Here is a 26,501-nt window from a genome sequence, read left to right on the forward strand (position 1 = left end):
GCGTCCTTCGAGCACCTGGCCCGTCGCACATCACGAGTATTGAGCCAATGAACTCCACCTTCAATTCCACCTTGGGCCCTGCTGCAGCGGCCCAGCCGCCCAACGCCAACGAAGAGGTCGAAGGCGATATCGACTTCGGTCACTACCTCGACGTGCTGGCGGCGCACAAGTGGCTCATCGCCATCATCACCCTGGTGGTGCTGGCGCTGGGCACCGCGTACGCCCTGCTGGAACGGCCCGTCTACGAATCGACGGTCGTGGTCCAGGTCGAGGAGATCGCGAACAACAACGGTGCCAAGGGCGGCGTCAACGAAGCTGCAGGGCTGTTCGACATCCGTACGCCGACCACCGCCGAGATCGAACTGATCCGTTCGCGGATGGTCGTTGCACCGGCGGTCGACGCGACCAAGCTCTACATCACGGCCACCCCGCGCTACATCCCGTACATCGGCGGCTGGATGGCACGTCGCTCCGAAGGCCTGTCGGAACCCGGCTTCCTCGGCATGGACGGCTATGTGTCGGGCACCGAGCGCATCTCTGTCTCGGAATTCAACGTGCCCGAAGTGCTGGAAGGCACGCAGTTCCTGCTGACCGCCAAGGGCGGCGGCCAGTACACGGTGACGCATCCGAAGCTCGCCGCCACGCTCAACGGCACCGTGGGCACGCCGCTCAAGGCCGAAACCGCCGAAGGCCCGATCGAACTGACGGTGAGCCAGCTCGCCGGCAAGGCCGGTGCGGAATTCGACATGGTTCGCCAGTCCAAGGCGAAGACGATCAGCGCGGTCCAGGAAAACCTGACCCTGATCGAGCGCGGCAAGCAGTCCGGCATCATCAGCGCCTCGATCCAGGGCACCGATCCGTACCGCATCACCCGCGTCGTCAACGCCGTCGGCGCCCAGTACGTGCGCCAGAACCTCGAGCGCAAGTCCGCCGAAGCGCAGAAGACGCTGTCGTTCCTCGACGTGCAGCTTCCGCAGTTCAAGACGCAGCTCGAAGCGTCCGAAGAGGCCTACAGCCGCTTCCGCAACCGCAACGCCACCGTCGCCTTCAACGAAGAAGCCAACCTGGCCCTGAACGAATCGGTCGACCGCCAGAGCAAGTTGCTCGAGGCGCAGCAGAAACGCCGAGAACTCGAGGCCCGCTTCACCGCGAACCATCCGACGGTGCAGACGCTGGACGCCCAGATCTCCGCTCTCCAGCGCGATATCGGCGGTATCCAGGGTCGCATCAAGGCGCTGCCGGCTGTCCAGCAGGAAGCCGTCCGCCTGGAACGCGATGTCAAGGTCAACACCGAGCTCTATCAGTCCCTGCTCAACAACGCGCTGCAGCTGCGTCTGGTCAAGGAGGGCAAGGTCGGCAACGTCCGCGTGCTCGACGACGCTTCCGTGCCGGAGATTCCGGTCAAGCCGAACCGCAAGACGATCATTGGTGCATCGCTGGCGCTGGGCCTGTTCCTCGGCCTGATCACGGCTTTCATCCGCAACTCGTTCGTCGAGCAGCGTATCCGCGATCCGCACGAGGTCGAGGCCAACGGCGGTTTGCCGGTGTTCTCCACCATTCCGGTAAGCGATGCGCAGGAAACGATTGCAAAGCGTCGCCTGACGGGTGCCACCGGCGTGCGTCTGCTGGCCATCGAGCATCCGGATGATCCGGCTGTCGAAAGCCTGCGAAGCCTCCGCACCGCGATGCAGTTCGCGATGCTCGAATCGCCGAACAACCGCGTGCTGATCACCGGTGCCACACCGGGCGTTGGCAAGAGCTTCGTGACCGCCAATTTCGCGGCGCTGATGGCAGCCGCGGGCAAGCGCACGCTGCTGATCGACGCCGACATGCGTCGGGGCCATGCGCACCAGTACTTCGGACTGCAGCGCCACGGCGGCCTGTCGGAACTGATCGCAGGCAGCCTGACGGTCCAGCAGACCGTGCATCGCCAGGTCGTGCCGAACCTCGACTTCCTGGCGACCGGCCAACTGCCGCCCAATCCGTCGGAACTGCTCGTGTCGGCTTCTTTCACCAGCATGCTCGAATCGCTGTCGGGTCAGTACGACCTGGTCGTGATCGACGCGCCGCCGGTGCTCGTGGCGGCCGATGCGGCAACGGTCGCAGCACATGCAGGCACCGTCCTGATGGTAGCCCGCGCCGACCAGTCGACTATGGGCGAGCTCAAGGAGAGTACCCGACGCCTGTCGCTGGGCGGCAAGGTCGCCACCGGCGTGCTGCTGAACGGCATGAAGCTGGACCGCCGAGCCTACGCAGCGCACAAGTACGGCCGCTATCGCTACACTAAGTACAACTACGAGAGCATCCTGCCGGACGAGCAGTGATCGAAAAGGCCGCTGAAAAGCGGCCTTCTTCATTGAGAAGCTCAATGAAAAAACGGCGGCAGACTCGAAAGTCTGCCGCCGTTTTTGCTTCTGCGTTCTCTGGAGGCTGTGATCTATCCGACGATGCAGGCCTGCAGGTCCCGCTCGAAGCGGCCCAGCACGGCATCGCGAGCGAAGACGGTTTCCGCCACTTCGCGGGCCTTCCGTCCCAGTTCGCGCCGCAGTTCGGGCTGCGAAGCCAGCGACAACAGGACGTCGGCGAAGGCGCGCGCATCTTCGGGCGGCACCACTGCACCGCAAGTGGCGACCACCTGCCCCAGTTCGGTCTCGGGTCGCGCGCCTGCCAGCACCGGCCGGCCGCTGCTGAGCATGCCGATGAGCTTCGAAGGCATCACCAGATCGGCCGCATCGGCGCGTTGCGGCAACAGATGGACGTCGGCCATGCCGAGCAGGTCGCCCAGGCGCTCGACCGGCTGCAGGTCGATGAAACGGACATTGCGCAGGTTGGCGCAGCGTGCCATCAGATCAGCCCGACCCGAGCCGCCGCCGCAGAAGACGAAAGCGATGTTCGGCTCGTCGCGCAGCATCACGGCCATCTCGGCCAGCAGTTCGAGTCCCTGCTTGCCGCCCATGTTGCCGGAGTAGAGCGCCACGACCGCATCGTCGGCGATGCCGAGTTCGGCGCGCATTGGGCTCGGCGCCGTCAACGGACGGATCGCGTCGACGTCGGCCCAGTTGGTGAACGACAGCAGCCGAGACGGCATGACGCCCTTGCTGGCCGCGCGATCGAGCATGCGCTGGGAAATGGTGGAGACCCGGTCGAAACGCCGCAGGAGCGCGCGTTCGATCGAGGTGACGAAACCGCGCAGCCGCGGGCCTTTGAGCAGTCCGAGCTCGAAAGCCGCGTCGACCTCGTAATCCTGGATGTGAAGCCAGGCCTTGCTCGAACGCAAGCCGGCGAAGGCCAAGGCAGCGGGCGCGCAGAACAGCGGCGGTTCGGTCATCCAGACGACGTCCGGTTTCCAGCGCCATTGTGCAATCAGCGTCGGGATGCTGGCGGCGGCGAAGCTGGCCAGGTGGACGATGCGGCGCAGGCCGCTGACCTTCGCGGGGACCCATAGCGGAGTCCGGAAGATCTCGGCGCCGTTCCAGGTTTCCCGCACGTAACGGCTGCTGCTGTAGCCGTCGCGAACTTTCCATTCCGGATAGTAGGGCGGCGCCGTGATCACGCGGACTTCGTGTCCGCGCGCCGCGAGCCATGCGACCATTTCTCCTGAGTACTTGCCGATGCCGGTCAGTTCCGGTGCGAAATTTATACCGTAGACCAGCAGTTTCATCGAGCGCGTGCAGGGAAGAAGTCGCCCGACGAATGCCGGAACATCAGGAAGAAGAAGCTCATCAGCAGTCCGAGAAGCGCGTTGGCGCTGAGCTGGCCGATAGCAGGCCAGGTCATGATGCCGAGGAGCAACGTCAGCCACATGAGCAGGGGGTACGGCGAATTGCGCCTGCGCGCAAGAAACCAGCACTTGAAGAACGCGACGAACAGGACGGCGACCTTGAGTGCGATGAACGCATAGCCCAGGAGTCCGCCTTCGAGCAGTATCCGGCCGGCTTCGGATTCGGCGAGTCCGAAGTTCGCGGCACCGGGGCGCAGCGAAGTCGCGAGGTTGGAGCCGGCGCCGAGGCCCTGGCCCAGCCATGTGATGTTGTTGTAGACCGTGGGTTCGCCGACGAAGATCGCCAACAGGCGCATCCAGAAGTTCTCGCCGCCGGCCGCGTCCTCGAAACGCTGCTGCGTGACCGTGACGGCATCGGAAAGCACGAAGACCAGCACGGAGGCCATCAACATCATCATCAGCACGGCGATGAGCGCCTTGGGCTTGTCGCGGTTCTTCGAGAACACCAGCCGGCCGATCAGGTAGGCGCCGAGCATCATGCCGGCGGACAGGACGGCAGTTCGTGATCCGCTGATCACGCTGGCGATCATGAAGCCGCCGAAGCCTGCCAGAGCGAAGATCCAGTTCATGCGGCTGCGCTTGCGCGCACCCAGCAACGCGAACACCAGCGGCGACACCAGCGTCACGAAAGTCGCGTAGCCGGAGGTGAAGCTGAAGGTACCGGTCGTGCGCACCACGCCTGCGACCACCACGAAGACCAGGTCCTCGTCGCCGTCCAGCTGACGGTTGATGGTGGCACCTTGGGGAGAGTAGTACTGCAGCACGGCGAGCGGCGCCATAAATAGCAGCGAAACGATCGCGACACGAATCGCGACGCGGTAGTCGTGCTCGGTGAGGGTGGCCGCGGCGGCGATGGCGAACCAGATGTAGAGCAGCCAGAAGCGGAGGCCGATGGCCAGCACGACGGGCGAACTCTGACCCGCCACGACCTGGAACAGCGCCCAGGCGATCACCAGACAGCTCCAGCCGGTCATCACGGCGGTCACCTTGCCGAAACGACCCAGGTTTCCGCACTTCCAGGCGTAGAAGATCAAGCCGAGTGCCGCAAGGTCGCGCAGCAGGATCAAGGGGACGGTGGATGCCGGCGTCACCCATTTCCGGATGGCGCCTTCGAACACGACGACCAGAAACACCAGGATGAATGCATAGCCAGGCCAGCTGAGCCGCGGCTTCGCCGCCGCCTGACTGCCCGCGGCAGCCTTTGCCGACTTCGGGGACTTGGAGAGCTTCTTTTCGCTGTCCGACGCACCGGGTTGCTGCCACCGCGAAGGCGGGCCGTATGGCGCTTGACCGGTGGTGGTGTTCATGGGCGTGTCTCTGTACTCAGTTTCTTCAGCGCGGCGACCTGGGCATCGATCGAATGCGGCTCATACCACTGTCGTGCGGCGCGGCCGATGGATCGTGCGTTAAGTTTAGATTTTCCACCCGCCAGCGCTTCAAAGCCATCCAAGTAGTTCGTTCCAGGCTGAAATCCATCACGCGGGGTGCCGTTTTTCCACAACATGACCGGGCAAACACCGTGCGCGGCGTAGGCGGCGAAGATTCCGCTCTTGGCCGCATAGTCCGGCGGATACACCAGCGCGCCGTATTCGGCCTTCAGCAAAGCCGAACTGACCTGCTCCGCGGGCAGGCGGCCCTGAACCACGACACCTTCGCGAGCCATGCGCTGCGACATGGCCGCATCCTGGATCGTCGGTCCGATGTCGTGGATACGAAGCCCTTCGCGTTGCGCGACCTTGAAGATCTCGCCGTCGTTCCAGTCGTAGACCTGCACGCGCATCGCATTGCTGCCGAACACCACCATCGTGCGTTCGCGGGTCGGGTTTCGACCGTCGGCATCGATCGAGGCCGGTTCGCCGACGTTGGAGAACACCGGCATCGTCGCGTTGGGTGCCGAAGGCGCGTTCTTGCTCAGCCACTCGGCTGCGCCTTCGCGGTTGGTGAACCAGAAATCCGCCTGGAGCAGCAACTCGTGGGCGATCCGGCGCTGCATGCCGCTCAGCCAGAAGGCGGAACCCCACGGCGGCCCCGAGGCATAGAGCTCGTGAAAGATCACGCCGAAGACGCGAAAGCGCTTCCGCAAGGAACGGATTTCGTTGTTGAGCCAGAGCGGCACGCCGCGTTTCTGGAAACCGTAGCCGCTGAAGTGCAGCAGCATCAGGTCGCCCGACCAGCCGGACGTGTCGGTGGTTCGCGAAAGTTCGGTGACCGGCGCCTGAAGCCTGTCAGCCAGCTTCACCGCGAAGTCGTAGACACCGCCCGGTCCGGGCGGTATCACGGAAATCGACGACGGTGCGTTGATTGCTGACTGTGAGGAGGAGAGACGTGAGGAAAGGGGGGATGGACCAGCCATGCGCGATCGTCTCGCAACAGCCGGTCAGCGCGACGCGACCGGATGCGACCGGAAGTCGCGATAGGCACGCTCGATGCCCGTACGCAACGCCACCTGCGGCGCCCAACCCAGTTCGCGGATCCGCGAGATGTCGAGCAGCTTGCGCGGCGCGCCGTCCGGCTTGTCCGCATCGCAGCGGATCTCGCCCTTGTAGCCGACGACTTCGCTCACCAGATGCGCCAGTTCGAGGATCGACAGATCCTCGCCGCTGCCGACATTGATGTGACTGTTCATGGACTGCGTCGAGGCGGCGTAGGTGTCGTGCGGCAGGTTCATCACATGCACGCAGGCTTCGGCCATGTCGTCGACATACAGGAATTCGCGCTTGGGCGTACCCGTGCCCCAGATCACAACGGTCGGTGCCTTGGCCTCGTGCGCTTCGTGGAAGCGACGAATCAGCGCGGGCAGGACATGGCTGTTTTCAGGATGGTAGTTGTCGCCGGGACCGTAGAGGTTGGTCGGCATCACGCTGCGGAAGTCGGTACCGTGCTGGCGGTTGTAGCTTTCGCACAGCTTGATGCCGGCAATCTTGGCGATCGCATACGGCTCGTTGGTGGGCTCCAGCTTGCCGGTAAGCAATGCATCTTCTGCCATCGGCTGTGGCGCCATGCGCGGATAGATGCAGCTCGAGCCGAGAAACAGCAGCTTGCCTACGCCGCTGCGCCACGCTTCATGAATCAGATTGGCTTCCAGCATCAGGTTCTCGTAGAGAAACTCGGCCGGGAACGTGTTGTTGGCATGGATGCCGCCGACCTTGGCTGCAGCCAGATACACCTCGTCCGGCTTTTCAACCGCGAAGAAACGCCGTACGGCGGACTGGTCCGTCAGGTCGAGTTCGGCGCGTGTGCGGGTGATGACGCGCGCCTTGCCCTGTTCGGTCAGGTTGCGAACGATGGCACTACCGACCATGCCGCGATGGCCGGCGACATAGATGCGCTTTTGAAACTCAGTCATTTTTGGATCGATCGGGTCTTCGTTGGGCCTGGCGGCCTGCTCACCGGAAGGTGTTCAGCGCGATCCGTCGCCGGAAATCACGGCACTGACGGTCTTGGCCAGGATCTTGATGTCGAGCCACAACGACCAATTGTTCACATACTCCGCATCGAGCTCGACACGCTGAGCATAAGACAAACGGTTACGACCGCTTACTTGCCATAGGCCGGTGATACCCGGACGCACTGCGCAGTAGTGACCCCAGTGCTTGCCGTACAGGCTGCGCTGGCGTTCCATGCAGGGGCGAGGACCGACCAGGCTCATGTCGCCGGTGAGCACATTCCAGAACTGCGGGAGTTCGTCGAGGCTCAGCTTGCGGATGACCTTGCCGAACGGCGTGATGCGTGGGTCCTGTTCCAGCTTCTGGAAGGTGTCCCACTGCTTGCGCGCGTCTTCGTCCTTCTTCAGATGCTCTTCGAGGATCGCGTCCGAATTGCGGACCATCGAACGAAACTTGTAGAACCTAAACTTCTGGCCGTCGACGCCCAGACGTGTCTGCCAGTAGTGCACGGGACGGCCCATGCTGATCTGCACGCAAAGTGCGATCGCGACATAGATCGGCCCGAGCAACGCGAAGAAAACCAGAGCGCCGACGATATCGAGCGCACGCTTGCTCGCACGTTCGAGCAACGTGTGCTCGCGCGGTTGGGCCAAGCTTTGCGCGGGAGACGAGTCTCCGTTGCCAGAAGGACGGTGGCGAATCAAATTTGCTTGAGCGGTCGAATCAGGACGAAACATCAGTATTCCCCTTGGAGGGCCTGCCTTACAGCGCGGCAGTGTAACGCTTTACTACTAAGAGAAAGAATTTGAACACAATGGTTCTACTTTGTCCCGCGTCAAAAGCCGTAGTTCTTTTTGTCTGGCGTGCGCCTCGTGATTTTTCACACGTATCGATCGATTGTGCACTGCACCATTCTAGCTAATTCTGTAATGAATTCGCAGTGGAATGAGAACTTAAGGATCTGGTTGTGAGTGGTAAAACGAAACTGTGGTCTATTGGATTACGGGTTATTGCCTAGTACTGATCGCGGCAATGTAGGACGAAGACTCATGTGCCCCGTTTGGCACGTTCGCTGTTGCGCGGAGGGCTCTTAAGGGTTTTCTCCCTTGCAAATGAAAAACGCCCGGTGTGCCGCTGCGAAGCGGCACACCGGGCGTTCGTTCGAAGGGCGGATCAGCGCGTGATGCTGTCCGTCTCGGCTGTGCGCTCGAACGGCAAGACCGTGCTTGCAAGGTTGCGGCGGGTTTCGACCAGTACCAATGGTCCTTCCTCGATGACGACAGCCGACGGACGCTCGCGCGGCACATGGACCGGCTTCGGTTCGGCGGCGATCGAAGCAGTGACCTGGGCAACGCGGTCGGCGTCGGAGTTCACCCAGTGAAGCCCCGAGCCTTCTGCGATCTGCGCCAGCGCTGCGAGCGGGAGCTCGAACGGTTGCACCTTCGGCATCGTGCTTTCGGTGGAAGCCGGCACAGTTGCCGCGACCGAGGCCGTGGCCGGGGCTGGAGCAGGGACTGGCGCGGGAGCCGCAGGCGCCTTCACCGCTTCAGGTGCGGCGGCCGGCGTCGAAACACGTTCGCCCGAGAACGGTGCAGGTGCAGGCAGCGACGAGATCGGCGCTGCGGCTGCAACCAGGGGCTGGACATCTGCCGTCGCCGTCGATGCCGCATTTACCGGTTGTTGCGCAAGATCGCCTTGAACGCCCTGTTCTGCGATCCCACCCGACACGCCGGCTTCGGCGCCCTCGCGTGGTGCACGTTCGCGCCGGTCGCGGCCATACCTGTCGCGGGAACGACCGCGGCGCTCATCGCCTTCGCGACGTGGTGCCTGCTCGCCTTCAACGACACCGCCGCCGACAACACCGCCGACATCGTTGCCTTGAGCGGTGTCCAGCGTCGGCACTGCCGCTGCCGTCACTTCATCGGTCGAAAGGGCGACGGCAGAAGCAGCCATGGCGCCAACGCCGACTTCCACCGCCGACTCGCTGCGCGATGTGCCGTCGTTGCGACGCTCGCGACGCCCGTCGTTGCGGTCGCCGCGGGGAGCTCGTTCGGTGCGCTGCTCTTCGATGCGCTCGCCTTCGACACGGTCCATGCGGGGTTCGCGCGGCTCACGAACTTCGCGCGGCTCGCCTCGTTCCGTGCGCTCACCACGCTCGCGACCACGGCCCCGCGGGGCGCGGTCGGTCATGGTTCCGGCTGCGGCTTCGTCGGTGGATGCGATCGGTGCGGCAATCGATTCGGCGTCAGCGCCGTTTTCGATCGGGTCGGTCGATGCGAGGCGCGCCTCGCCGTCGCGGCGGGGACCGCGACCGCCACGGCGTTCACCGTCGCGGGGTGCGCGCGCTTCACGCGGCTCGCGCGGCTCGCGAACTTCGCGTGATTCACGTGGCTCGCGCGGCTCACGTGGTTCGCGCACTTCGCCGGTCTGGATCTCGGTACGGATCTCGCTGCGGGCTTCGGTGGTTTCGCGACGCTCGCCGTCTCGGCCGCCACGACCTTCGCCGCGTCCTTCGCCACCGCGGCCATTGCGGCGTTCGCCGTCCCTGCCGCCACGGCCTTCGCCGCCGCGTCCTTCACCACCGCGACCTCGGCGCGCTTCGCCGTCGCGCGGGCCGCGTGCCTCGCCGTCGCGGCCACCGCCTGAACGGCTGCCATCGCGTCCGCCGTCCCTGCCGCCTTCACGTCCGCCTTCACGACCGCCTTCACGTCCGCCATCGCGGCGCGTCGGCTTCGGTGCTTCGACCGGAATTGCCGATGGCATCGGTGCCGATGCAGGCGTCGGGACCGGCTCCGGGCCGAAGCCGAAGAAGCTCTTGATCTTGTCGAAGAAGCTGACTTCGGCCGGAGCTGGCGCAGGCGCCGGTGCAGCGACCGGTGTCGGCACGGCGCGCGGCAGCGTGGGCGTCGGCGTCGAAGCCTTGGCCGGAGCGACCTGTTGCGTTGCCGGCGAGGCAGCGGATGAGTTGCGCACCGATTCGGGGCGCGGCACGGCCATCGGTGCCGGCGCGTCGGGCAGCACACCCTTGATCACTGGCGTCTGCTTGTTGGTCGGCTCCTGCGAGCGGCGCGTGACGGAGGTCGGATCTTCGATTTCCTCGGCCATCTTGTAGCTGGCTTCGATATGGTCGAGTCGCGGATCGTCGTGCTTCAGCCGCTCGAGCCGGTAATTCGGCGTTTCGAGCGTCTTGTTCGGCACCATCAGCACGGTCACGCGCTGCTTGAGTTCGATCTTGGCGATCTCGGGACGCTTTTCGTTCAGCAGGAAAGATGCGACTTCGACCGGCACCTGGACATGAACGGCAGCCGTGTTGTCCTTCAGGCACTCTTCCTGAATGATGCGCAGGATCTGCAGCGCACTGGATTCGGTATCGCGGATGTGGCCGGAACCGCCGCAACGCGGGCACGGGATCGAAGAGCCTTCGCTCAGCGCCGGCTTCAGGCGCTGACGGCTCATTTCCATGAGGCCGAACTTGCTGATCGCGCCGAACTGCACGCGAGCGCGGTCCTGGCGCAGCGCGTCGCGCAGGCGGCTTTCGACTTCGCGGCGGTTCTTCGACTCGTCCATGTCGATGAAGTCGATGACGATCAGGCCGCCCAGGTCGCGCAGGCGCATCTGGCGGGCCACTTCGTCGGCGGCTTCGAGGTTGGTGCGGGTGGCGGTTTCTTCGATGTCGCCGCCCTTGATGGCGCGGGCCGAGTTGACGTCGACCGAAACCAGCGCTTCGGTATGGTCGATGACGATGGCGCCGCCGCTCGGCAGCTGCACCGTGCGCGCATAGGCCGACTCGATCTGGTGCTCGATCTGGAAGCGGCTGAACAGCGCCGCGTCGTCGCGGTAGCGCTTCACGCGGGCAGCATGCTCGGGCATGACGTGCGCCATGAACTGCTGCGCCTGCTCGTAGATGTCGTCGGTGTCGATCAGGATGTCGCCGATGTCGTGATTGAAATAGTCACGGATCGCGCGGATCACCAGGCTGGATTCCTGATAGATCAGGAAAGCGCCCTTTGCGCCCTTGGCCGCGCCGTCGATGGCGGTCCAGAGCTTGAGCAGGTAGTTCAGGTCCCACTGGAGTTCGGGCGCCGAACGGCCGATGCCGGCGGTGCGCGCGATGATGCTGGCGCCCTTCGGGTATTCCAGCTGGTCCATCGCCTCCTTGAGTTCGGCGCGGTCTTCGCCCTCGATGCGGCGCGAGACACCGCCGCCGCGCGGGTTGTTCGGCATCAGCACGACATAGCGGCCGGCCAGCGAGATGAAGGTGGTGAGCGCGGCGCCCTTGTTGCCGCGTTCTTCCTTCTCGACCTGAACGACCAGTTCCTGGCCTTCGCGGATCGCATCCTGAATCCGGGCCTGGCTGGCGGAAACGCCTTCCGCGAAATACTGCTTCGAGATTTCCTTGAACGGCAGGAAGCCGTGGCGGTCTTCGCCGTAGTCGACGAAGCAGGCTTCGAGCGACGGTTCCACGCGCGTCACGACGGCCTTGTAGATATTGCCCTTGCGCTGTTCGCGCCCTTCGATTTCGATTTCGTAGTCGAGGAGCTTCTGCCCGTCGACGATGGCCAGGCGGCGCTCTTCCGGCTGCGTGGCGTTGATCAACATCCGCTTCATGGTGCGTTGTCCTTATATATATGCGTTCGAACCGGCCCATGACGGGCCAACGATGCACGGACGACGCCTGCGAAACGAGGGAATTGCCGCGGTGCCCCGGCTGCCTTGGACGGCGCGTGAACGCGCGCGACCATATCGAGCGTCAGCTCAACAGCAGCAAGGGTGGGGGGGCGTGGATGGGTGCGAGCCCGAATGGGTGTTGCTGTTGCGCCAGGGGGGCGCGCGCCGCATCGGATTCAACATCGATGCCGAAAAGCGCTGTCTTCGCTGGCGAATGCCAGGTCAGCCAGCGTGGGCAAAGTTGAATCAGCAGCATCAACACAAGTGAACTCGCTTCGATCCGCCGGCAGCTTTTAGCCTGCCGGCTGGGGTATTCCGTACGGTGTTTCGTGGGCGTCGGCTTGACTTGGATGCCGTTCCTGCCACTTTGCGCATGAGCGCGGGGTTTGCAGGGCTGGCGCCAAAGCGGCATCGACCTCACAGCGTTTTCGGTGGTGCTCTAAACTTCTTGCTTAATCAAGCACTTACAGAAACGCGCTGGTGAAAAACATTATAGGTGCGAAGCCGGAAGCCCCGGCCGCTGAAGTCAGGTTTGTGACGGTCGACGAAGAGTCGGCCGGGCAACGTTTGGATAACTTTCTTTTCCGCCATCTGAAAGGGGTGCCGAAAACGCACGTCTACCGGATCATCCGTTCCGGCGAGGTGCGCATCAACAAGGGCCGTGCGCAGGCCGAAACCCGGATCGAGAACGGCGACGTGCTGCGTCTGCCACCGGTCCGCGTTGCCTCGCGTTCGGAGGAGGGCGGCGCACCGCCGGCCCCAGGGCGCGAGTTCCCCCTCATATATGAAGACGAATCCGTGCTGGCCATCGACAAGCCGGCCGGCGTGGCCGTTCATGGCGGCAGCGGTGTGAGCTTCGGCGTGATCGAGCAGCTGCGCAGCGCGCGGCCCGGCGCCCGTTTTCTCGAACTGGTGCATCGGCTGGACCGCGAAACTTCCGGAATCTTGCTGGTGGCGCTCAAACGCAGCGCTCTGACGGCGCTGCAGTCCCAGTTCCGGGAGCGCGAAACCGGCAAGACATACCTGGCGCTGGTCGAAGGCGCCTGGCCGCCTGCCAAGAAAGTGCTCGATGTGCCGCTGGCGAAATACCTGCTGCCGCCGGCCAATGGCGCGGCCGAAGGCGAGCGTCGCGTCCGGGTCGTCGCCAAGGATCATCCGGATGCGATGAATGCGGTCACTCTGGTGCGTGTCCTGGCCACGGTAATGCTGCCGGGCGAGACTGCGCCGATGTCGCTGCTGGCGGTGACGATCAAGACCGGTCGCACGCACCAGATCCGCGTCCACCTGTCGTCCGCCGGCCATGCGATCGCCGGCGACGACAAATACGGCGATTTCGAGCGCAACCGGAGTTTGCAGAAGCACGGCCTCAAGCGGATGTTCCTGCACGCCTGGCGGTTGCAGTTCACGCATCCCGGCAACGGCAAGCGCATTGCGCTACAAGCCGAACTGGCGCCCGAACTGCGCGCGCTGATGCCGCCCGCGGCGCTTGACGCGATGGCCGCGTTGCCGGTGCCCATTTCCGCCACGTCCATCTGACCCGTTTGCCCACCTGACCGAACTTTTCCCCGTTCCATGACCGATTCCCGACCCCGCCGCTTCGACCTGATCGCCTTCGACTGGGACGGCACGCTGTTCGATTCCACCCGCATGATCGCGCGCTGCATCCAGGCCGCGGTCGTCGACGTCGGCGGTGCCAAACCCACCGAGAAAGACGCCGCCTGGGTGATCGGTCTCGGGCTGGCCGAAGCCCTGGCCAAGGCGGCGCCCGACGTGCCGCGCGAAAAATACGCCGAACTCGGCGCCCGCTATCGCTACCACTACCTCCAGCTCCAGGACGACCTGGTGCTGTTCGACGGCGTGTTGCCGATGCTCGACGCGCTCAAGGCGCGCGGTCACCGCCTCGCCGTCGCCACCGGAAAGTCGCGCCGTGGCCTGAACGAAGTGCTGGCCACCGTCGCGCTGCGCGATCTGTTCGACGATTCGCGCACCGCCGACGAAACCAGCGGCAAGCCGCACCCGCGCATGTTGCTCGAGCTGATGGAAGCGCTTGACGTGACGCCCGAGCGAACGCTGATGATCGGCGACACCACGCACGACCTGCAACTCGCGATCAACGCCGGCTGCGCGAGCGTCGGCGTGAGCTACGGCGCGCACGAACCGAGCAGTTTCGAGTCGCTGAACCCGTTGTTCGTCGCGCACTCGACCGAAGAGTTGCAGGCCTGGCTGCTGGAAAACGCATGAGCGAAATCGTTCCCCTCTGCAATGCGTCGGATCTGCTCGAAGGCAGCACGGCCGTGCCCTTCGACGTCGACTATGCCGGCGAAACCTGTCGCGCCTTCGCCATACGCTTCGAAGGCTTGCCGCATGCGTACCTCAATCGCTGCACCCATGTGGCGATGGAAATGGACTATCAGCCCGACCGCTTCTTCGACGATTCCGGGCAATGGCTGCAGTGCGCATCGCACGGCGCCGTCTATCGTCCGGACACCGGCGAATGCAGCGGCGGCCCCTGCCGCGGCGGGCTCGTCAAGATCGCCCTGAGCGAGCGCGACGGCGTGGTGCACTGGCATACTGAATGGAACCTGCAGCCCGTGGCTTTCTAAATGACCGAACCGACCCGCACCGAACCACAGGGTTTCGAACCCTTCGAGCGTCCTGCAAATTCAACCGATTCCATGTCCAAAACCGACCCGACCTCGCAACCCGGCTGGGAACGCGCCACGCTCGAAAAGCTTGCTTTCGCTTCACTGCGCGAGCAGAAAGCCACCCGTCGCTGGAAGACTTTCGTACGCCTCGGATGGCTGGCTTTCTTCATCTTCCTGGTCTGGCTCGGGATGTCGCGCGCCAACACCGCCGCCACCACGACCAATCCACACACGGCCGTGGTCGAGATCAAGGGCGAGATCGCCAACGGCGCCGATGCGAGCGCCGAGTTCGTCGTCGCGGCGATGAAGACGGCTTTTGAGGATGCGGGCGCGAAGGGTGTTGTGCTGCTGATCAATTCGCCGGGCGGCAGTCCGGTCCAGGCCGGCATCATCTACGACGAGATCCGTCGGCTGCGGGCCAAGCACAACAAGCCGGTGTATGCGGTGGTCGAGGAGACCTGCGCTTCGGCGGCTTACTACATCGCGTCGGCAGCCGACAGCATCTATGTCGACAAGGCCAGCATCGTCGGCAGCATCGGCGTGCTGATGGACGGTTTCGGCTTCACCGGAACGATGGAAAAGCTCGGCGTCGAGCGCCGCCTGCTCACATCGGGCGAGAACAAGGGTTTCCTCGATCCTTTCAGCCCGGTCAATGAGGCCCAGCGCGCCCATGCGCAACAGATGATCGACCAGATCCACGCGCAGTTCATCGACGTGGTCAAGAAGGGTCGCGGCGATCGACTCAAGCTCGACACCCCGGGCCTGTTCAGCGGCCTTTTCTGGAGCGGTCAGCAGGCGGTGACCTACGGCCTGGCCGACCAACTGGGCAACGTCGACTTCGTGGCCCGCGAGGTCATCAAGGCGGAAGAAGTCATCGACTACACGCGCCGCGACAACGTGGCCGAGAAGCTGGCGAAGAAGTTCGGCGCCGCGATGGGCGACGCATCGGTTCGCGCCTTGCGTTCGGTTCCTTCAGTTCACTGACGCGGATTCGCCTGGCCCGCAGCCGCTGCGAGCGCCAGTGCGAAGGCGACCACCACGCACAGCGCGGTTGTCAACGAACTGACCCGCGCCAGGAAGCCGATCATCGGCGGTCCCGCCATGAAGCCGAGGTAGGCCGCGGCGGAAACCGATGCGATGCCGCGCGCCGGCTCGACGCCCGGCACCTGCGCCGATGCGGCAAACAGAATCGGCACGACATTGGCGAAACCGACACCCACTCCCGCAAAACCGACGAGCGCGATCCACGGTGTCGATGTAAACAGCACCAGCGCCATCGCACCGGCTGCCAGCAGCGCACTGACGCGAACCAGCGTCGAAGGTTTGAAGCGTGCCCGCAGCGCATCGCCGCCGAAACGCGTGGCCGCCATTGCAGCCGAGAAGCTGCCATAGGCGAGCGCGGCCTGCTGTTGCGGACTGCCTAGTTCCTGCTGCAGATACAGCACGCTCCAGTCGTAGATCGCGCCTTCGGCGATCAAGCCGAGAGCGGCCAGCGCGCCGAGCACGGCCAGTGCACCGCGCGGCAGCCGGAAACCGTCGTCCTTGCCGGGTGACGAGGTGGCCGTGACGGTCGTCGGCAGCATCCGCGTGGAAGCGAAAGCGATCGCCAGCGCCATCGCGACCGCGACCAGTAGGAGATGCTGCTGCGGTGCCAGTCCGGCCGCCAATGCTGCGCCGCCCGTGAGCGCCCCGGCCATGCCGCCCAGGCTGAACATGCCGTGCATTCCGCTCATCAGCGGTCGACCGCTGTGCTGCTCCAGCGCAGCCGCCTCGGTGTTGATGGCGACGTCGAAGACGCTCGTGACGATGCCGAACAGCGCCAGCAGCACCAGCAGCGCCGCATAGTTGGGCATCACGGTCAGCAACGCGATCAGCAGTGCGTAGACGATGCCGCAGACCCGCGTGATGCTGCGCGCGCCATGACGCCCGATCAGCCCGCCGGCGCGCGAAACGCCTATCAGCGCGCCGATGCCGGCAGCCAGCATCGCGAAGCCGAGTTGAGCTTCGTCGATCGCGTAATGCGCCTTGACGGTCGGGATGTGCACGCCCCAGGTCGCGAAGATGAAGCCCGAGCAGAAGAACTGCGCGCGCGATGCCCAGCGCATGCCGGGGGCGATGGTCACCGGGTCGGTGCCGATGTCGATGTTGCCGCTCTGCATGCTCATCGTCCGATCGCGAAAACCGCGGGCATCCGCTCTTCGGCCGGTTGCGATGCAGATCGCCAGTCTTTCACGGTGTCGCTGCGGATGCTGGCACCGGCCAGCGTCAGGCCGCGGGCTACCGCGAGTCGCGTGTTGTGCTGCAGCGTCTGCGTGAGCGCTTGCAGCAGGGCGGCATTACGGTAGGGGGTCTCGATGAAGAGCTGCGTCTGGCCAGTCCGCAGCGCGATCGATTCCAGCTCGCGGATGCGCTGCGAGCGTGCGTCCGAATCGGTCGGCAGATAGCCGACGAACGCGAAGTTCTGCCCGTTCAAACCGCTTGCGGCCAGCGCCAGCAAGAGCGATACCGGACCGGTCAGCGGCACGACCACGATGCCCAGCGCATGCGCTGCGCGCGACACCGAGGATCCCGGATCGGCGACGGCCGGCATGCCGGCTTCGCTGAGCAGGCCGACGTCATGGCCCGCCAGAGCTGCGGCGAGCATCGGGCGCGCATCGAACTGCCCGGCGTGATCGCCTTTCTTGTGCACTTCGCGCGGCAGTTCGTCGATCTGCTGCGACTGGAGTGGGGCAGCGAGCGGCACGACGGCGTCGATCCGCTTCAGGTAGGCGCGTGCGGACTTCGCGTTTTCGCAGATCCAGTGCGTGATGCCGGCCGCGATCTGCAGCGTGCCCAGAGGGAGCGCGTCCTGCAGCGGCGCTTGCGTGTCGCAACCGAAATCCAGCGGGGCAGGGACGAGGTAGAGCCTGCCTTTCGGCGGTGTCGTGGTCAGTTTCGTTGTCATAGAAGTTCGATCCCCGCGGCACGCAGCATCCGGCAGGTGCGGATCAGCGGCAGGCCGATCAGCGCGGTCGGATCGTCGCTTTCTATCGTGTCGAGCAGCGCGATGCCGAGTCCTTCGCTCTTGGCGCTGCCAGCGCAGTCGTAGGGTGTTTCGGCGAGCAGATAAGACTCGATGGCTGCATCGCTCAGCGAGCGGAATACGACGCGCACCGGCGCGATGTCGTGCTGGACGAAGCCGCTTGCAGCGCACACCACCGCGACCGCGGTCTGGAACACCAGCGTCTGCCCGCGCATGCGCTGCAATTGCGCGGTGGCGCGTTCATGATCGCCGGGCTTGCCGAGCGGTTCGCCGTTCAGGTCTGCCACCTGATCCGAGCCGATCACGACCGCATCGGGGAAGCGAGCCGCGACCGTGTGCGCCTTTGCCAGCGCAAGCCTGCGTGCGAGTGCCTCGGGCGTTTCGCCCGGCAAGGGCGTTTCGTCGACCTCCGGCGAGTGCACGTCGAAGGGCAGGCGAAGGCGTTGGAGCAGTTCGCGCCGGTAGCGCGAGGTCGAGGCGAGGATCAGAGGGCGTTGCATGGGCGGAGATTGTGCGTGAGCGGTTTAGACTGGCTGCGATGAAACGAGAATCCGCCCCCATTCGCCTCGATGTGATCGACTTCACCGAAACCGCGTCTTCGCAGTCCGGTGTGGAATCGACCGCAACCTATCCGCGCCTCGCTGCCGAACTGGCACCGCAACCTGTCGATGCGGCGGCCTCTGCGGCCTCTGCGGCCTCTGCGGCGTCTACCGCGGCTCCCGCCGTCGAGATGCCTTCGGTCGCATGGCATATAGAAGGCGAACGACGCATCGGCGCCGACGGCGCTTCGGTGCCCTGGCTTTATGTGCGCGCCGAAGCCGACGTGGCGCTCGTGTGCCAACGCTGTCTGACGCCGGTGGCCACGACCTTGCTGGTCGACCGCTGGTTCCGCTTTGCGGCCGACGAAGCGACCGCCGAAGCCGAGGACGAACTCGCCGACGAGGATGTGCTGGTCGTGGCTCGCGATTTCGACGTGCACGGCTTGGTGGAAGACGAGTTGCTGATGGAAATACCGATCACGCCGCGGCACGATACCTGCCCGGTCGAGGTTCGGCTTTCTGCTGCGGATGCAAACTATGAAGAGGGTGAGAACGTACCGGTGAACCCGTTCGCGGTGCTGGAAAATCTCCGTCCGCGCAAGGCCGAGTGAGCCCCCAAAGGCTGGTCCGAGCCGACCGGCTGGCGTTGCCCGTTTCGGCGCGCTATAATCGCAGGCTTCGCGCGCGCCGCCGTGGACGTTCAGATCACTTCAAGACCTCCGACGCCGCCCCGCATGCCGACCAACCCAACCGAACATTCCAGGAGCCATCATGGCCGTCCAGCAAAACAAGAAGTCGCCCTCCAAGCGCGGCATGCACCGTTCCCATAACGCATTGGTCGTTCCCGGCATCGCCGTCGAACCGACCACCGGCGAGATCCATCTGCGTCACCACATCAGCCCGACCGGTTTCTACCGCGGTCGCAAGGTTTTGAAGACCAAGTCCGAAGCCTGATCACTGCACTCAAGGCCAAGGCCCGAGGCTACTTCTGCCGTAGCGTCGGGCCTTTGTTTTGATGGATTCGATCCCTTCTCCCTCTCCCGCTTCCAGGTCGCCCGTGATCACGCTTGCCGTGGATTGCATGGGCGGCGATCACGGGCCGAGCGTCACGCTCGCCGCCTGTCGTGCGTTTCTTGCGCGTCATCCGGAAGCGTCGTTGCTGCTGGTGGGTTTGCCAGCCGCCTTGAGCGCGCTGGAACACCCGCGTGCGCGGATCGTGCCGGCGACCGAAGTGGTCGGCATGGACGACTCGCTGGAAGTTGCACTGCGCAAGAAGAAGGATTCTTCGATGCGCGTCGCAATCCAGCAAGTCAAGGACGGTTCTGCGCAAGCAGCGGTTTCAGCCGGCAACACGGGCGCCTTGATGGCGATCGCGCGCTATCTGCTGAAAACGCTTGACGGCATCGACCGGCCGGCGATTGCGCCGCAACTGCCGAACCGCAAAGGTGGAGCAACCACGGTGCTCGATCTCGGGGCGAATGTTGACTGCGATGCTGAAGACCTGTTGCAGTTCGCAGTCCTGGGTTCGGCACTGGTGTCCGCATTGACCGGCAACGATTCGCCGTCGGTCGGATTGCTCAATGTCGGTGAAGAAGCGATAAAAGGCAGCGAAACGATCAAGAAAGCCAGCGTTCTGCTGCGAGCCGCTGCCAACTCCCGCGATCTCAACTTCTACGGAAACGTGGAAGGCAACGATATCTTCAAGGGTACGACGGACATCGTGGTGTGCGACGGCTTCGTCGGCAACGTGACGTTAAAGGCCAGCGAAGGCGTCGCGTCGATGATCGTCGAGTTCCTTCGAATCGAGTATTCGAACGGCCTGTTCAGCAAGTTTGCAGCGATCGTTTCTTATCCGGTGCTAAAAGCGCTCAAAAGGCGCCTTGACCATCGGCGCTACAACGGAGCTGCTCTTTTGGGTCTTCGTGGTCTGGTCTTCAAGAGCCATGGCTCCGCAGATGATGTTGCCTTCGGCTATGCGCTGGATCGCGCTTATGATGCCGCTCGCAACAACTTGCTCGACCGCGTAAAGGCCCGTATCGCGCGCGCAGCGCCGCTCCTGAAGCGCGCTGACGCTACAGCGCCGGCCGCGACGCAGGCACTTCACGTCTGATGACTCCTTTCTCCCGCATCACCGGCACCGGCAGCTATCTGCCACCGCGTCGCGTCACCAACGACGATCTCGCTCGCGAACTCGCAGAGCGCGGCGTCGAGACGTCCGATCAATGGATCGTCGAGCGTACCGGCATTCGCGCACGACATTTCGCTGCACCCGATGTCGGCAGCAGCGATCTGGCTCTCCATGCGTGCAGGCATGCATTGGAAGCAGCCGGACGTACGGCCGGCGATGTCGATCTGATCATCGTCGCCACCTCGACGCCGGACATGGTCTTCCCATCATCGGCAGCGATCCTGCAGAACAAGCTCGGCATCGCCGGTTGTCCTGCGTTCGATGTCCAGGCGGTGTGCAGCGGCTTCATCTACGCACTGACGGTGGCAGACGCGATGATCAAGACCGGGAGCGCGCGTTGTGCACTGGTCGTCGGTGCCGAAGTGTTCTCGCGCATCCTCGACTTCAACGACCGCACCACCTGCGTGTTGTTCGGCGATGGCGCCGGTGCCGTGGTGCTGGAAGCCAGCGAAAAGCCCGGCATTCTCGCCAGCGATCTGCATGCCGACGGCAAGCACGTCGGCATCCTGTGCGTGCCGGGCAGCGTCTCCGGCGGTCAGGTGCTGGGTACGCCGTTGTTGCACATGGACGGCCAGGCCGTCTTCAAGCTCGCCGTTCGCGTGCTCGAAGAAGCTGCAAACGCGACGCTGGCAAAGGCCGGAAAGACGGCGGCGGACATCGATTGGCTGATCCCGCATCAGGCCAACCTGCGCATCATGCAGGGAACAGCCCGCAAGCTGAAGCTGCCTGCCGAAAAGCTGGTGGTGACCGTGCACGATCACGGCAACACATCGGCTGCATCGATTCCGCTGGCGCTCGACGTCGCGGTGCGCGGCGGGCAGGTCAGAAAGGGCGATACGGTGATGCTCGAGGGTGTCGGCGGCGGCTTCACATGGGGCGCCGTGCTGCTGACCCTGTGAGGCAGGATGCACGGCCCGCCCTCGGTGCCGCGCCACGCAACAAGACAAAACAATTCTGACGAGACATCCATGAAATCCTTCGCTTTCGTTTTTCCAGGCCAGGGCTCGCAGTCCGTCGGGATGCTCGACGCCTGGGCCGGCCATCCTGCGGTCGCGGAAACGCTGCGCGAGGCTTCGGACGCACTCGATGAAGACCTCGCTGCGTTGATCGCCACGGGTCCCAAGGAAGCGCTTGCGCTCACGACCAATACCCAGCCCGTGATGCTGGTGGCCGGAGTGGCGGCCTGGCGCGCATGGCTGGCCGAAGGTGGCGCAAAGCCGTCGGTGGTGGCGGGCCATTCGCTCGGCGAATATTCGGCGCTGGTCGCGGCCGGCGTGCTGACATTGGCGCAAGCCGCGCCGCTGGTGCGTTTCCGTGCGCAGGCCATGCAGCAGGCCGTGCCGGTCGGCGTCGGCGCGATGGCGGCCGTGATGGGCATGGATTCCGACAAGGTGCGTGCCGGCTGTGCCGAGGCCACCGCGAGTTTCGGGGCCGGCAGTACCGAGATCGTCGAGGCGGTGAATTTCAACGATCCTTCGCAGACCGTCATTGCCGGGAGCAAGGCTGCAGTCGACAAGGCCTGCGAAGTTCTCAAGGCTGCGGGCGCCAAGCGTGCGCTGCTGTTGCCGGTGTCGGCGCCTTTCCATTCGAGCCTGATGCGGCCAGCGGCCGAAGCGCTGCGCGAAAAACTGGCGTCCAGTACCTTCGCAGCACCACAGATCGCTGTGTTGAACAACATCGATGTCGCCGTCGAGACCGACGCGACGCGCATCCGCGACGCGCTGGTGCGCCAGGCCGCCGGCCCGGTACGCTGGGTCGAGTCGGTGCAGGCGCTCAGGGCGCGCGGCGTCGAAGCCGTCGTCGAGTGCGGCCCGGGTCGCATCCTGTCGGGCATGGTCAAGCGCATCGCGCCTGAGATCGTCACCGGCGTCGTCTACGATCCGGCGTCGCTCGCCGACACACGGCAACTTCTGAACACCCCATGAGCAGCATTCCCAAATTCGAAGGCCAGATCGCACTGGTCACCGGCGCGTCGCGCGGTATCGGTGCGGCGATCGCGCTGGAACTGGCGCAGCACGGCCTGACCGTGATCGGCACAGGCACCACGGCGGAAAGTGCACAGAAGATCACGACTGCGCTCGGCGCGCACGGCGTGCAGGGCAGGGCGCTCGACGTCAACGACGGTCCCGCGCTCGATGCGCTGATCGACGACATCGTCAAGACGCACGGTGGACTGCATGTGCTGGTCAACAACGCCGGAATCACGCGCGACATGCTCGCCATGCGCCTCAAGGACGACGACTGGGACGCGGTGATCGACACCAATCTCAAGGCCGTCTTCCGACTGTCGCGCGCAGCGATCCGTCCGATGATGAAGCAGCGCTACGGCCGCATCATCAGCATCACCAGCGTGGTCGGCGCGGCTGGCAATGCCGGCCAGGCCAACTACGCAGCGGCCAAGGCCGGCGTCGCGGGCCTGACGCGCGCGCTTGCGCGCGAACTCGGCAGCCGCAACATCACCGTGAACTGCGTCGCACCGGGCTTCATCGAGACAGACATGACGGCCAAGTTGCCGCAGGCACAACAACAGGCATTGCTGACCCAGATTCCGCTGGGTCATCTGGGCAAGCCGGCGGACATCGCGCATGCGGTGGCCTACCTCGCGTCCCCGCAGGCCGCTTATGTGACGGGGCAGGAACTGCACGTCAACGGCGGCATGCATATGTAAGGCTGCGGAGCTAATCCGTACCCTTCCGGCCCCTGGGGAAAAAGCCTCGGGGCAGCCGGCTAAAATCCACTGATTCTTTACAACCCTTAAAGGGATTCAAATGAGCGATATCGAAGTACGTGTCAAAAAAATCATCGCCGAGCAACTCGGCGTGGAAGAGTCCCAAGTCACCAACGAAAAGGCCTTCGTGGCTGATCTGGGTGCCGACTCGCTCGACACGGTCGAACTCGTGATGGCGCTCGAAGACGAATTCGGCATCGAGATTCCGGACGAAGACGCAGAGAAGATCACCACGGTGCAAAACGCCGTCGACTACGCATCCAAGAATCAAAAGGCCTGATCGGCCGCGCGCTGGGTAGCCGGCGACGGCCCGCGGCGTTCAGTCGTCGCGTGCGCCGCAGATCGGCAGCAGTGTTGTTCTCCCAGAAAGGTTTGCCGGCATGACCAAACGCCGCGTTGTCGTGACCGGTCTCGGTTGCATCGCCCCCGTTGGAAACACGGTGGAAGAGGCTTGGGCCAGTCTGCTGGCAGGCCGCTCGGGCATCGACACCATCACGAAGTTCGACGTCAGTCAGTTCTCCTGCAAGTTTGCGGGCGAGGTGAAGGGCTTCGACATCACCGAATACATTTCCGAGAAGGATGCGCGGCATATGGACCGCTTCATCCATCTCGGTTTCGCGGCTGCCATCCAGGCAGTCCAGGACAGCGGGTTGCCTACCGGCGACGCGCTGCCCTATGAAAAGGCCGTTCGCATCGGCTGCAACATCGGTTCTGGCATCGGCGGCCTGCCGCTGATCGAAGACACGCATGCCGAGCTCGTCAATCGGGGCCCGCGCCGCGTGTCGCCGTTCTTCGTGCCGGCGTCGATCATCAACATGATCTCCGGCCATGTGTCGATCAAGTACGGCTTCAAGGGCCCGAACATCGCCATCGTGACTGCATGCACCACCGGTCTTCATGCGATCGGCACATCCGCCCGCATGATCGAGTACGGCGATGCCGACGTCATGATCGCCGGAGGCTCCGAATCGACGGTTTCGCCGCTCGGCCTTGGTGGTTTCGCTGCGGCGCGCGCTCTGTCGACGCGCAACGACGACCCGAAAACCGCATCGCGGCCCTGGGACAAGGACCGCGACGGCTTTGTGCTGGGCGAGGGTGCGGGCGTCGTGGTGCTCGAGGAATACGAGCATGCCAAGGCACGCGGCGCGAAGATCTACGCCGAAGTTTCCGGCTTCGGCCTGACCGGCGATGCGTATCACATGACCGCTCCCAACGTCGACGGCCCCCGTCGCTCGATGGAAATGGCGCTCAGGAACGCCGGCGTCAATTCCGACCAGGTCGACTACATCAACGCGCACGGCACGTCGACCCAGTTGGGCGACATGAACGAGACCAACGCGATCAAGAATGCCTTCGGCGATCACGCAAAGAAGCTGGTCGTCAATTCGACGAAGTCCATGACCGGCCATCTGCTGGGCGGAGCCGGTGGCATCGAATCGGTTTTTACCGTGCTGGCGCTGCACCACCAGAAGAGCCCGCCGACGATCAACATCTTCAATCAGGATCCCGAGTGCGATCTCGACTATTGCGCCAACGAGGCGCGCGATCTCAGGATCGATGTCGCGGTCAAGAACAATTTCGGTTTCGGCGGCACCAACGGCACGCTGGTGTTCAAGCGCGCTTGAACCGCCGTTCTCCCTGTTCTCCCTGTTCTCGCCGCTCTTCATGCACAGCGCCCCGGCGGTAAGCTGCCCGTTGGCGTCTTCCCGCACCGTGACGCTCGCCGCAATGTGGCTCTGGGCATCGGGAGCCGTGTGTTGCACCGCAGCTGCGGCGACCATGAACCGATCCGACGGCGGGTTGTGGCGACTGGCTTCGATGCTGGCAGTCTCGCTGCTTGCCGGCTTCGTCGCCTGGCGGCATTTCCGCGTTGCGTCTTCCGGCACCCTGGACTTCGACGGCCGGCACTGGTCGTTGGCCGGTCGTCAGGGACGACTTCAGGTGTGCCTGGATTTGCAGACGCTGATGCTGTTGCGCTTCGTCGCTGCCGGGCATCCGAAGCGCTGGATCTGGGCGCAGGGAAGCGACGCAAAAGGGCAATGGTGCGATATTCGTCGTGCGGTATATTCGCGCGCGCCGACGGCTTCCGATGCCGGTCAGCCGGCCGAAATGCCGGCGGCTGCCAGCCGTCCCCTATCTTCCCGATGACCTCATCTTCCAATCCGCCTCCACCACCGGACGCGCCTGACGTTGCTGCTGCTGCTGCTGCCGCTGCCGACGCGTCCTCGGCCGAGCCGCGTCCCGGAGAGGTCGATTTCCAGCTCGTCCAGCGCACGGTGGCCGGCGACCAGAAGGCTTTCGAACTGCTGGTCATCAAGTATCAGCGCCGCATCGAAAGGCTGATCGGCCGGATGGTGCGCGATGTCGACCTGGTCGAGGACATCGCCCAGGAGACGTTCATCAGGGCGTATCGGGCGCTGCACCAGTTTCGTGGCGACGCACAGTTCTACACATGGCTGTACCGCATCGCGGTCAACACTGCCAAGAAGGCGCTGGTCGACATGAAGCGCGATCCGACCATCTCCGAAAGCGCACTTCGTCCGGCTTCGTCCGAAGACGATGAAACTTACCGCCCGGGAAACGAACCAATCAGCGAAGAAACTCCCGAAACGGTCATGGCGGCCAAGGAAATCGCTTCCGCAGTCGAGGCGGCGATGGATGCCTTGCCCGCTGAATTGCGGCAGGCCGTCACGTTGCGGGAGATCGAGGGTATGAGTTACGAAGAGATTGCCGAGGTCATGGATTGTCCTATCGGCACGGTGCGTTCGCGGATTTTCCGTGCGCGGGAAGCCATATCGGCACGGGTCAAGCCGATGCTCGACAACCAGTCCGGCAAGCGTTGGTAAGCAGGTGAAAGAAATGAACGAAACAAAACAGTCAGTTCGCGAACAGATTTCCGCGCTCGCGGACGGAAGCCTTCAGGGCGAAGATTTTTCCCGCATTTCCGGTGCCATCGCGGCCGATCAGGCATTGCAGTCGACCTGGCGTACGTACCACGTGATCGGCGATGTGTTGCGATCCGGCGAGCATGCGCCCTGCAGCGACAGCGCGAAGTTCATGGCGCGTTTTCAGCAGCGGATGGCTGCCGAAGTACCTGTCGCACCTGTCGCTCCCGGCGCACCCGCCGCCGTCGTACCGCAGCAGACCGCTGCCCGCCCTGTCAGGATGGTTGCTGTCGAAGCGGCCAACGAGCCCGTGTTCCGCTGGAAACTGGTTGCAGGCGCAGCTTCTCTCGCTGCCGCTGCGGCGATCGGCTGGAATCTGGTGGGCGTCGGAGCGGCCCCGGCCGGCATGCAGATGGCCCAGCAACAGCAGCAGCAATTACAGGTGCAACAGCAGCAGCCGGTACAGGTTGCATCGCGTCTCGACGCCACGCCTGTGCTGGTCGGCAGCAACGAGGCGCAGGTGATGCTGCGCGATCCGCGTCTCGATGTACTGCTCGAAGCGCATCGCCAGGCGGGCGGCGCGTCGCAGATGCCTTCCGGTTTCCTGCGCAACGCGACTTTCGACGGACCATCGCGCTGAACACGATCGCAAGGACCGC

Annotated in this window: 25 protein-coding genes; 16 read left to right on the forward strand and 9 right to left on the reverse strand. The window is 64.3% G+C overall.

Annotated features, from left to right (window positions below):
- Window positions 1-47: 47 nt before the first annotated feature.
- Window positions 48-2,324: a polysaccharide biosynthesis tyrosine autokinase gene (locus ACSFA3_RS12315; RefSeq protein ID WP_435505727.1), complete on the forward strand. Its 2,277-nt coding sequence runs from the start codon at window positions 48-50 to the stop codon at window positions 2,322-2,324.
- A 113-nt stretch (window positions 2,325-2,437) separates the two neighbouring features.
- Here ACSFA3_RS12315 and ACSFA3_RS12320 read toward each other — a convergent pair whose 3' ends face one another.
- From ACSFA3_RS12320 to ACSFA3_RS12345, 6 genes are all read right to left on the reverse strand, one after another.
- Entirely contained in the window at window positions 2,438-3,661 is a 1,224-nt protein-coding gene (locus ACSFA3_RS12320) for a glycosyltransferase WbuB (RefSeq protein ID WP_435505728.1), read from the reverse strand.
- The gene (locus ACSFA3_RS12325) at window positions 3,658-5,088 is read right to left on the reverse strand and encodes an O-antigen ligase family protein (RefSeq protein ID WP_435505729.1); all 1,431 of its coding nucleotides are present in this window, start codon (window positions 5,086-5,088) and stop codon (window positions 3,658-3,660) included. The genes ACSFA3_RS12320 and ACSFA3_RS12325 overlap by 4 nt, the downstream gene beginning before the upstream one ends.
- Entirely contained in the window at window positions 5,085-6,059 is a 975-nt protein-coding gene (locus tag ACSFA3_RS12330) for a hypothetical protein (RefSeq protein WP_435505730.1), read from the reverse strand. The genes ACSFA3_RS12325 and ACSFA3_RS12330 overlap by 4 nt, the downstream gene beginning before the upstream one ends.
- 99 nt (window positions 6,060-6,158) lie before the next feature.
- Window positions 6,159-7,127 carry a GDP-L-fucose synthase gene (gene fcl, locus ACSFA3_RS12335; RefSeq protein ID WP_435505731.1) on the reverse strand — a complete coding sequence of 323 codons (969 nt, stop codon included), beginning with the start codon at window positions 7,125-7,127 and terminating at the stop codon, window positions 6,159-6,161.
- Between the two features lie 54 nt (window positions 7,128-7,181).
- Window positions 7,182-7,820: a sugar transferase gene (locus ACSFA3_RS12340; RefSeq protein ID WP_435505732.1), complete on the reverse strand. Its 639-nt coding sequence runs from the start codon at window positions 7,818-7,820 to the stop codon at window positions 7,182-7,184.
- A gap of 520 nt (window positions 7,821-8,340) precedes the next feature.
- Window positions 8,341-11,775 (reverse strand): Rne/Rng family ribonuclease, encoded by a 3,435-nt coding sequence (locus tag ACSFA3_RS12345; RefSeq protein WP_435505733.1) that lies wholly within the window; start codon window positions 11,773-11,775, stop codon window positions 8,341-8,343.
- A 540-nt stretch (window positions 11,776-12,315) separates the two neighbouring features.
- Between ACSFA3_RS12345 and ACSFA3_RS12350 the strand changes: the two genes are divergently transcribed.
- From ACSFA3_RS12350 to ACSFA3_RS12365, 4 genes are read left to right on the forward strand one after another with little or no spacing between them, the layout of a single operon-like run.
- Entirely contained in the window at window positions 12,316-13,371 is a 1,056-nt protein-coding gene (locus tag ACSFA3_RS12350; RefSeq protein WP_435505734.1) for an RluA family pseudouridine synthase, read from the forward strand.
- 36 nt (window positions 13,372-13,407) lie between these two features.
- Window positions 13,408-14,076: an HAD family hydrolase gene (locus tag ACSFA3_RS12355; RefSeq protein ID WP_435505735.1), complete on the forward strand. Its 669-nt coding sequence runs from the start codon at window positions 13,408-13,410 to the stop codon at window positions 14,074-14,076.
- On the forward strand, window positions 14,073-14,438 hold the full coding sequence (locus ACSFA3_RS12360) for a Rieske (2Fe-2S) protein (protein ID WP_435505736.1): 366 nt from the start codon (window positions 14,073-14,075) through the stop codon (window positions 14,436-14,438). The genes ACSFA3_RS12355 and ACSFA3_RS12360 overlap by 4 nt, the downstream gene beginning before the upstream one ends.
- On the forward strand, window positions 14,439-15,464 hold the full coding sequence (locus tag ACSFA3_RS12365) for a S49 family peptidase (RefSeq protein ID WP_435505737.1): 1,026 nt from the start codon (window positions 14,439-14,441) through the stop codon (window positions 15,462-15,464).
- On the opposite strand, the gene ACSFA3_RS12370 is transcribed toward ACSFA3_RS12365, so the two are convergent.
- The 3 genes from ACSFA3_RS12370 to ACSFA3_RS12380 are packed head-to-tail and all read right to left on the reverse strand — an operon-like array spanning window position 15,458 to window position 18,002.
- Window positions 15,458-16,645 carry an MFS transporter gene (locus ACSFA3_RS12370; RefSeq protein WP_435505738.1) on the reverse strand — a complete coding sequence of 396 codons (1,188 nt, stop codon included), beginning with the start codon at window positions 16,643-16,645 and terminating at the stop codon, window positions 15,458-15,460. The genes ACSFA3_RS12365 and ACSFA3_RS12370 overlap by 7 nt on opposite strands.
- Window positions 16,642-17,424, reverse strand: coding sequence for an SAM-dependent methyltransferase (locus tag ACSFA3_RS12375; protein WP_435505739.1), 783 nt, complete (start codon window positions 17,422-17,424; stop codon window positions 16,642-16,644). The genes ACSFA3_RS12370 and ACSFA3_RS12375 overlap by 4 nt, the downstream gene beginning before the upstream one ends.
- Window positions 17,421-18,002: a Maf family nucleotide pyrophosphatase gene (locus ACSFA3_RS12380; RefSeq protein WP_435505740.1), complete on the reverse strand. Its 582-nt coding sequence runs from the start codon at window positions 18,000-18,002 to the stop codon at window positions 17,421-17,423. The genes ACSFA3_RS12375 and ACSFA3_RS12380 overlap by 4 nt, the downstream gene beginning before the upstream one ends.
- 38 nt (window positions 18,003-18,040) lie before the next feature.
- Here ACSFA3_RS12380 and ACSFA3_RS12385 point away from each other — a divergent pair, with 38 nt between their 5' ends.
- The 11 genes from ACSFA3_RS12385 to ACSFA3_RS12435 all read left to right on the forward strand — a co-directional run bounded on the left by ACSFA3_RS12385 (window position 18,041) and on the right by ACSFA3_RS12435 (window position 26,482).
- Window positions 18,041-18,652: a YceD family protein gene (locus ACSFA3_RS12385; protein WP_435505741.1), complete on the forward strand. Its 612-nt coding sequence runs from the start codon at window positions 18,041-18,043 to the stop codon at window positions 18,650-18,652.
- 160 nt (window positions 18,653-18,812) lie between these two features.
- Window positions 18,813-18,995, forward strand: a complete 183-nt coding sequence (gene rpmF / locus ACSFA3_RS12390) for a 50S ribosomal protein L32 (protein ID WP_117179483.1) — start codon at window positions 18,813-18,815, stop codon at window positions 18,993-18,995.
- A 103-nt stretch (window positions 18,996-19,098) separates the two neighbouring features.
- Window positions 19,099-20,151: a phosphate acyltransferase PlsX gene (gene plsX, locus ACSFA3_RS12395; RefSeq protein ID WP_435505742.1), complete on the forward strand. Its 1,053-nt coding sequence runs from the start codon at window positions 19,099-19,101 to the stop codon at window positions 20,149-20,151.
- The gene (locus ACSFA3_RS12400) at window positions 20,151-21,128 is read left to right on the forward strand and encodes a beta-ketoacyl-ACP synthase III (RefSeq protein ID WP_435505743.1); all 978 of its coding nucleotides are present in this window, start codon (window positions 20,151-20,153) and stop codon (window positions 21,126-21,128) included. The genes plsX and ACSFA3_RS12400 overlap by 1 nt, the downstream gene beginning before the upstream one ends.
- Window positions 21,129-21,197: 69 nt before the next feature.
- Window positions 21,198-22,154, forward strand: coding sequence for an ACP S-malonyltransferase (gene fabD, locus ACSFA3_RS12405; protein WP_435505744.1), 957 nt, complete (start codon window positions 21,198-21,200; stop codon window positions 22,152-22,154).
- A complete protein-coding gene (gene fabG, locus ACSFA3_RS12410; RefSeq protein WP_435505745.1) occupies window positions 22,151-22,897 on the forward strand; it encodes a 3-oxoacyl-ACP reductase FabG in 747 nt (248 codons plus the stop codon). The genes fabD and fabG overlap by 4 nt, the downstream gene beginning before the upstream one ends.
- Window positions 22,898-22,997: 100 nt before the next feature.
- On the forward strand, window positions 22,998-23,237 hold the full coding sequence (acpP, locus tag ACSFA3_RS12415) for an acyl carrier protein (protein WP_435505746.1): 240 nt from the start codon (window positions 22,998-23,000) through the stop codon (window positions 23,235-23,237).
- A 100-nt stretch (window positions 23,238-23,337) separates the two neighbouring features.
- A complete protein-coding gene (gene fabF, locus ACSFA3_RS12420) occupies window positions 23,338-24,582 on the forward strand; it encodes a beta-ketoacyl-ACP synthase II (protein ID WP_435505747.1) in 1,245 nt (414 codons plus the stop codon).
- Between the two features lie 154 nt (window positions 24,583-24,736).
- Window positions 24,737-25,105 carry a hypothetical protein gene (locus tag ACSFA3_RS12425; protein ID WP_435505748.1) on the forward strand — a complete coding sequence of 123 codons (369 nt, stop codon included), beginning with the start codon at window positions 24,737-24,739 and terminating at the stop codon, window positions 25,103-25,105.
- Window positions 25,102-25,803 carry an RNA polymerase sigma factor RpoE gene (gene rpoE, locus ACSFA3_RS12430; RefSeq protein ID WP_435505749.1) on the forward strand — a complete coding sequence of 234 codons (702 nt, stop codon included), beginning with the start codon at window positions 25,102-25,104 and terminating at the stop codon, window positions 25,801-25,803. Before ACSFA3_RS12425 ends, rpoE begins: the two co-directional genes overlap by 4 nt.
- 13 nt (window positions 25,804-25,816) lie before the next feature.
- Entirely contained in the window at window positions 25,817-26,482 is a 666-nt protein-coding gene (locus ACSFA3_RS12435) for a sigma-E factor negative regulatory protein (protein WP_435505750.1), read from the forward strand.
- Window positions 26,483-26,501: the final 19 nt, after the last annotated feature.

Source organism: Variovorax glucosi (genome assembly GCF_051216695.1).
Taxonomy (GTDB): domain Bacteria; phylum Pseudomonadota; class Gammaproteobacteria; order Burkholderiales; family Burkholderiaceae_C; genus Variovorax.

What these genes read in the sequence shown, in the direction of transcription:
- ACSFA3_RS12425 (WP_435505748.1), top strand. Translation starts at nt 24,737, where the DNA reads ATGAACCGATCCGACGGCGGGTTGTGGCGACTGGCTTCGATGCTGGCA.
- acpP (WP_435505746.1), top strand. Translation starts at nt 22,998, where the DNA reads ATGAGCGATATCGAAGTACGTGTCAAAAAAATCATCGCCGAGCAACTC.
- ACSFA3_RS12325 (WP_435505729.1), bottom strand. Translation starts at nt 5,088, where the DNA reads ATGAACACCACCACCGGTCAAGCGCCATACGGCCCGCCTTCGCGGTGG.
- ACSFA3_RS12365 (WP_435505737.1), top strand. Translation starts at nt 14,439, where the DNA reads ATGACCGAACCGACCCGCACCGAACCACAGGGTTTCGAACCCTTCGAG.
- ACSFA3_RS12320 (WP_435505728.1), bottom strand. Translation starts at nt 3,661, where the DNA reads ATGAAACTGCTGGTCTACGGTATAAATTTCGCACCGGAACTGACCGGC.
- fabG (WP_435505745.1), top strand. Translation starts at nt 22,151, where the DNA reads ATGAGCAGCATTCCCAAATTCGAAGGCCAGATCGCACTGGTCACCGGC.
- rpoE (WP_435505749.1), top strand. Translation starts at nt 25,102, where the DNA reads ATGACCTCATCTTCCAATCCGCCTCCACCACCGGACGCGCCTGACGTT.
- ACSFA3_RS12370 (WP_435505738.1), bottom strand. Translation starts at nt 16,645, where the DNA reads ATGAGCATGCAGAGCGGCAACATCGACATCGGCACCGACCCGGTGACC.
- fabF (WP_435505747.1), top strand. Translation starts at nt 23,338, where the DNA reads ATGACCAAACGCCGCGTTGTCGTGACCGGTCTCGGTTGCATCGCCCCC.
- ACSFA3_RS12315 (WP_435505727.1), top strand. Translation starts at nt 48, where the DNA reads ATGAACTCCACCTTCAATTCCACCTTGGGCCCTGCTGCAGCGGCCCAG.
- ACSFA3_RS12360 (WP_435505736.1), top strand. Translation starts at nt 14,073, where the DNA reads ATGAGCGAAATCGTTCCCCTCTGCAATGCGTCGGATCTGCTCGAAGGC.
- rpmF (WP_117179483.1), top strand. Translation starts at nt 18,813, where the DNA reads ATGGCCGTCCAGCAAAACAAGAAGTCGCCCTCCAAGCGCGGCATGCAC.
- ACSFA3_RS12435 (WP_435505750.1), top strand. Translation starts at nt 25,817, where the DNA reads ATGAACGAAACAAAACAGTCAGTTCGCGAACAGATTTCCGCGCTCGCG.
- fcl (WP_435505731.1), bottom strand. Translation starts at nt 7,127, where the DNA reads ATGACTGAGTTTCAAAAGCGCATCTATGTCGCCGGCCATCGCGGCATG.
- ACSFA3_RS12375 (WP_435505739.1), bottom strand. Translation starts at nt 17,424, where the DNA reads ATGACAACGAAACTGACCACGACACCGCCGAAAGGCAGGCTCTACCTC.
- fabD (WP_435505744.1), top strand. Translation starts at nt 21,198, where the DNA reads ATGAAATCCTTCGCTTTCGTTTTTCCAGGCCAGGGCTCGCAGTCCGTC.
- ACSFA3_RS12385 (WP_435505741.1), top strand. Translation starts at nt 18,041, where the DNA reads ATGAAACGAGAATCCGCCCCCATTCGCCTCGATGTGATCGACTTCACC.
- ACSFA3_RS12345 (WP_435505733.1), bottom strand. Translation starts at nt 11,775, where the DNA reads ATGAAGCGGATGTTGATCAACGCCACGCAGCCGGAAGAGCGCCGCCTG.
- ACSFA3_RS12355 (WP_435505735.1), top strand. Translation starts at nt 13,408, where the DNA reads ATGACCGATTCCCGACCCCGCCGCTTCGACCTGATCGCCTTCGACTGG.
- ACSFA3_RS12400 (WP_435505743.1), top strand. Translation starts at nt 20,151, where the DNA reads ATGACTCCTTTCTCCCGCATCACCGGCACCGGCAGCTATCTGCCACCG.
- ACSFA3_RS12380 (WP_435505740.1), bottom strand. Translation starts at nt 18,002, where the DNA reads ATGCAACGCCCTCTGATCCTCGCCTCGACCTCGCGCTACCGGCGCGAA.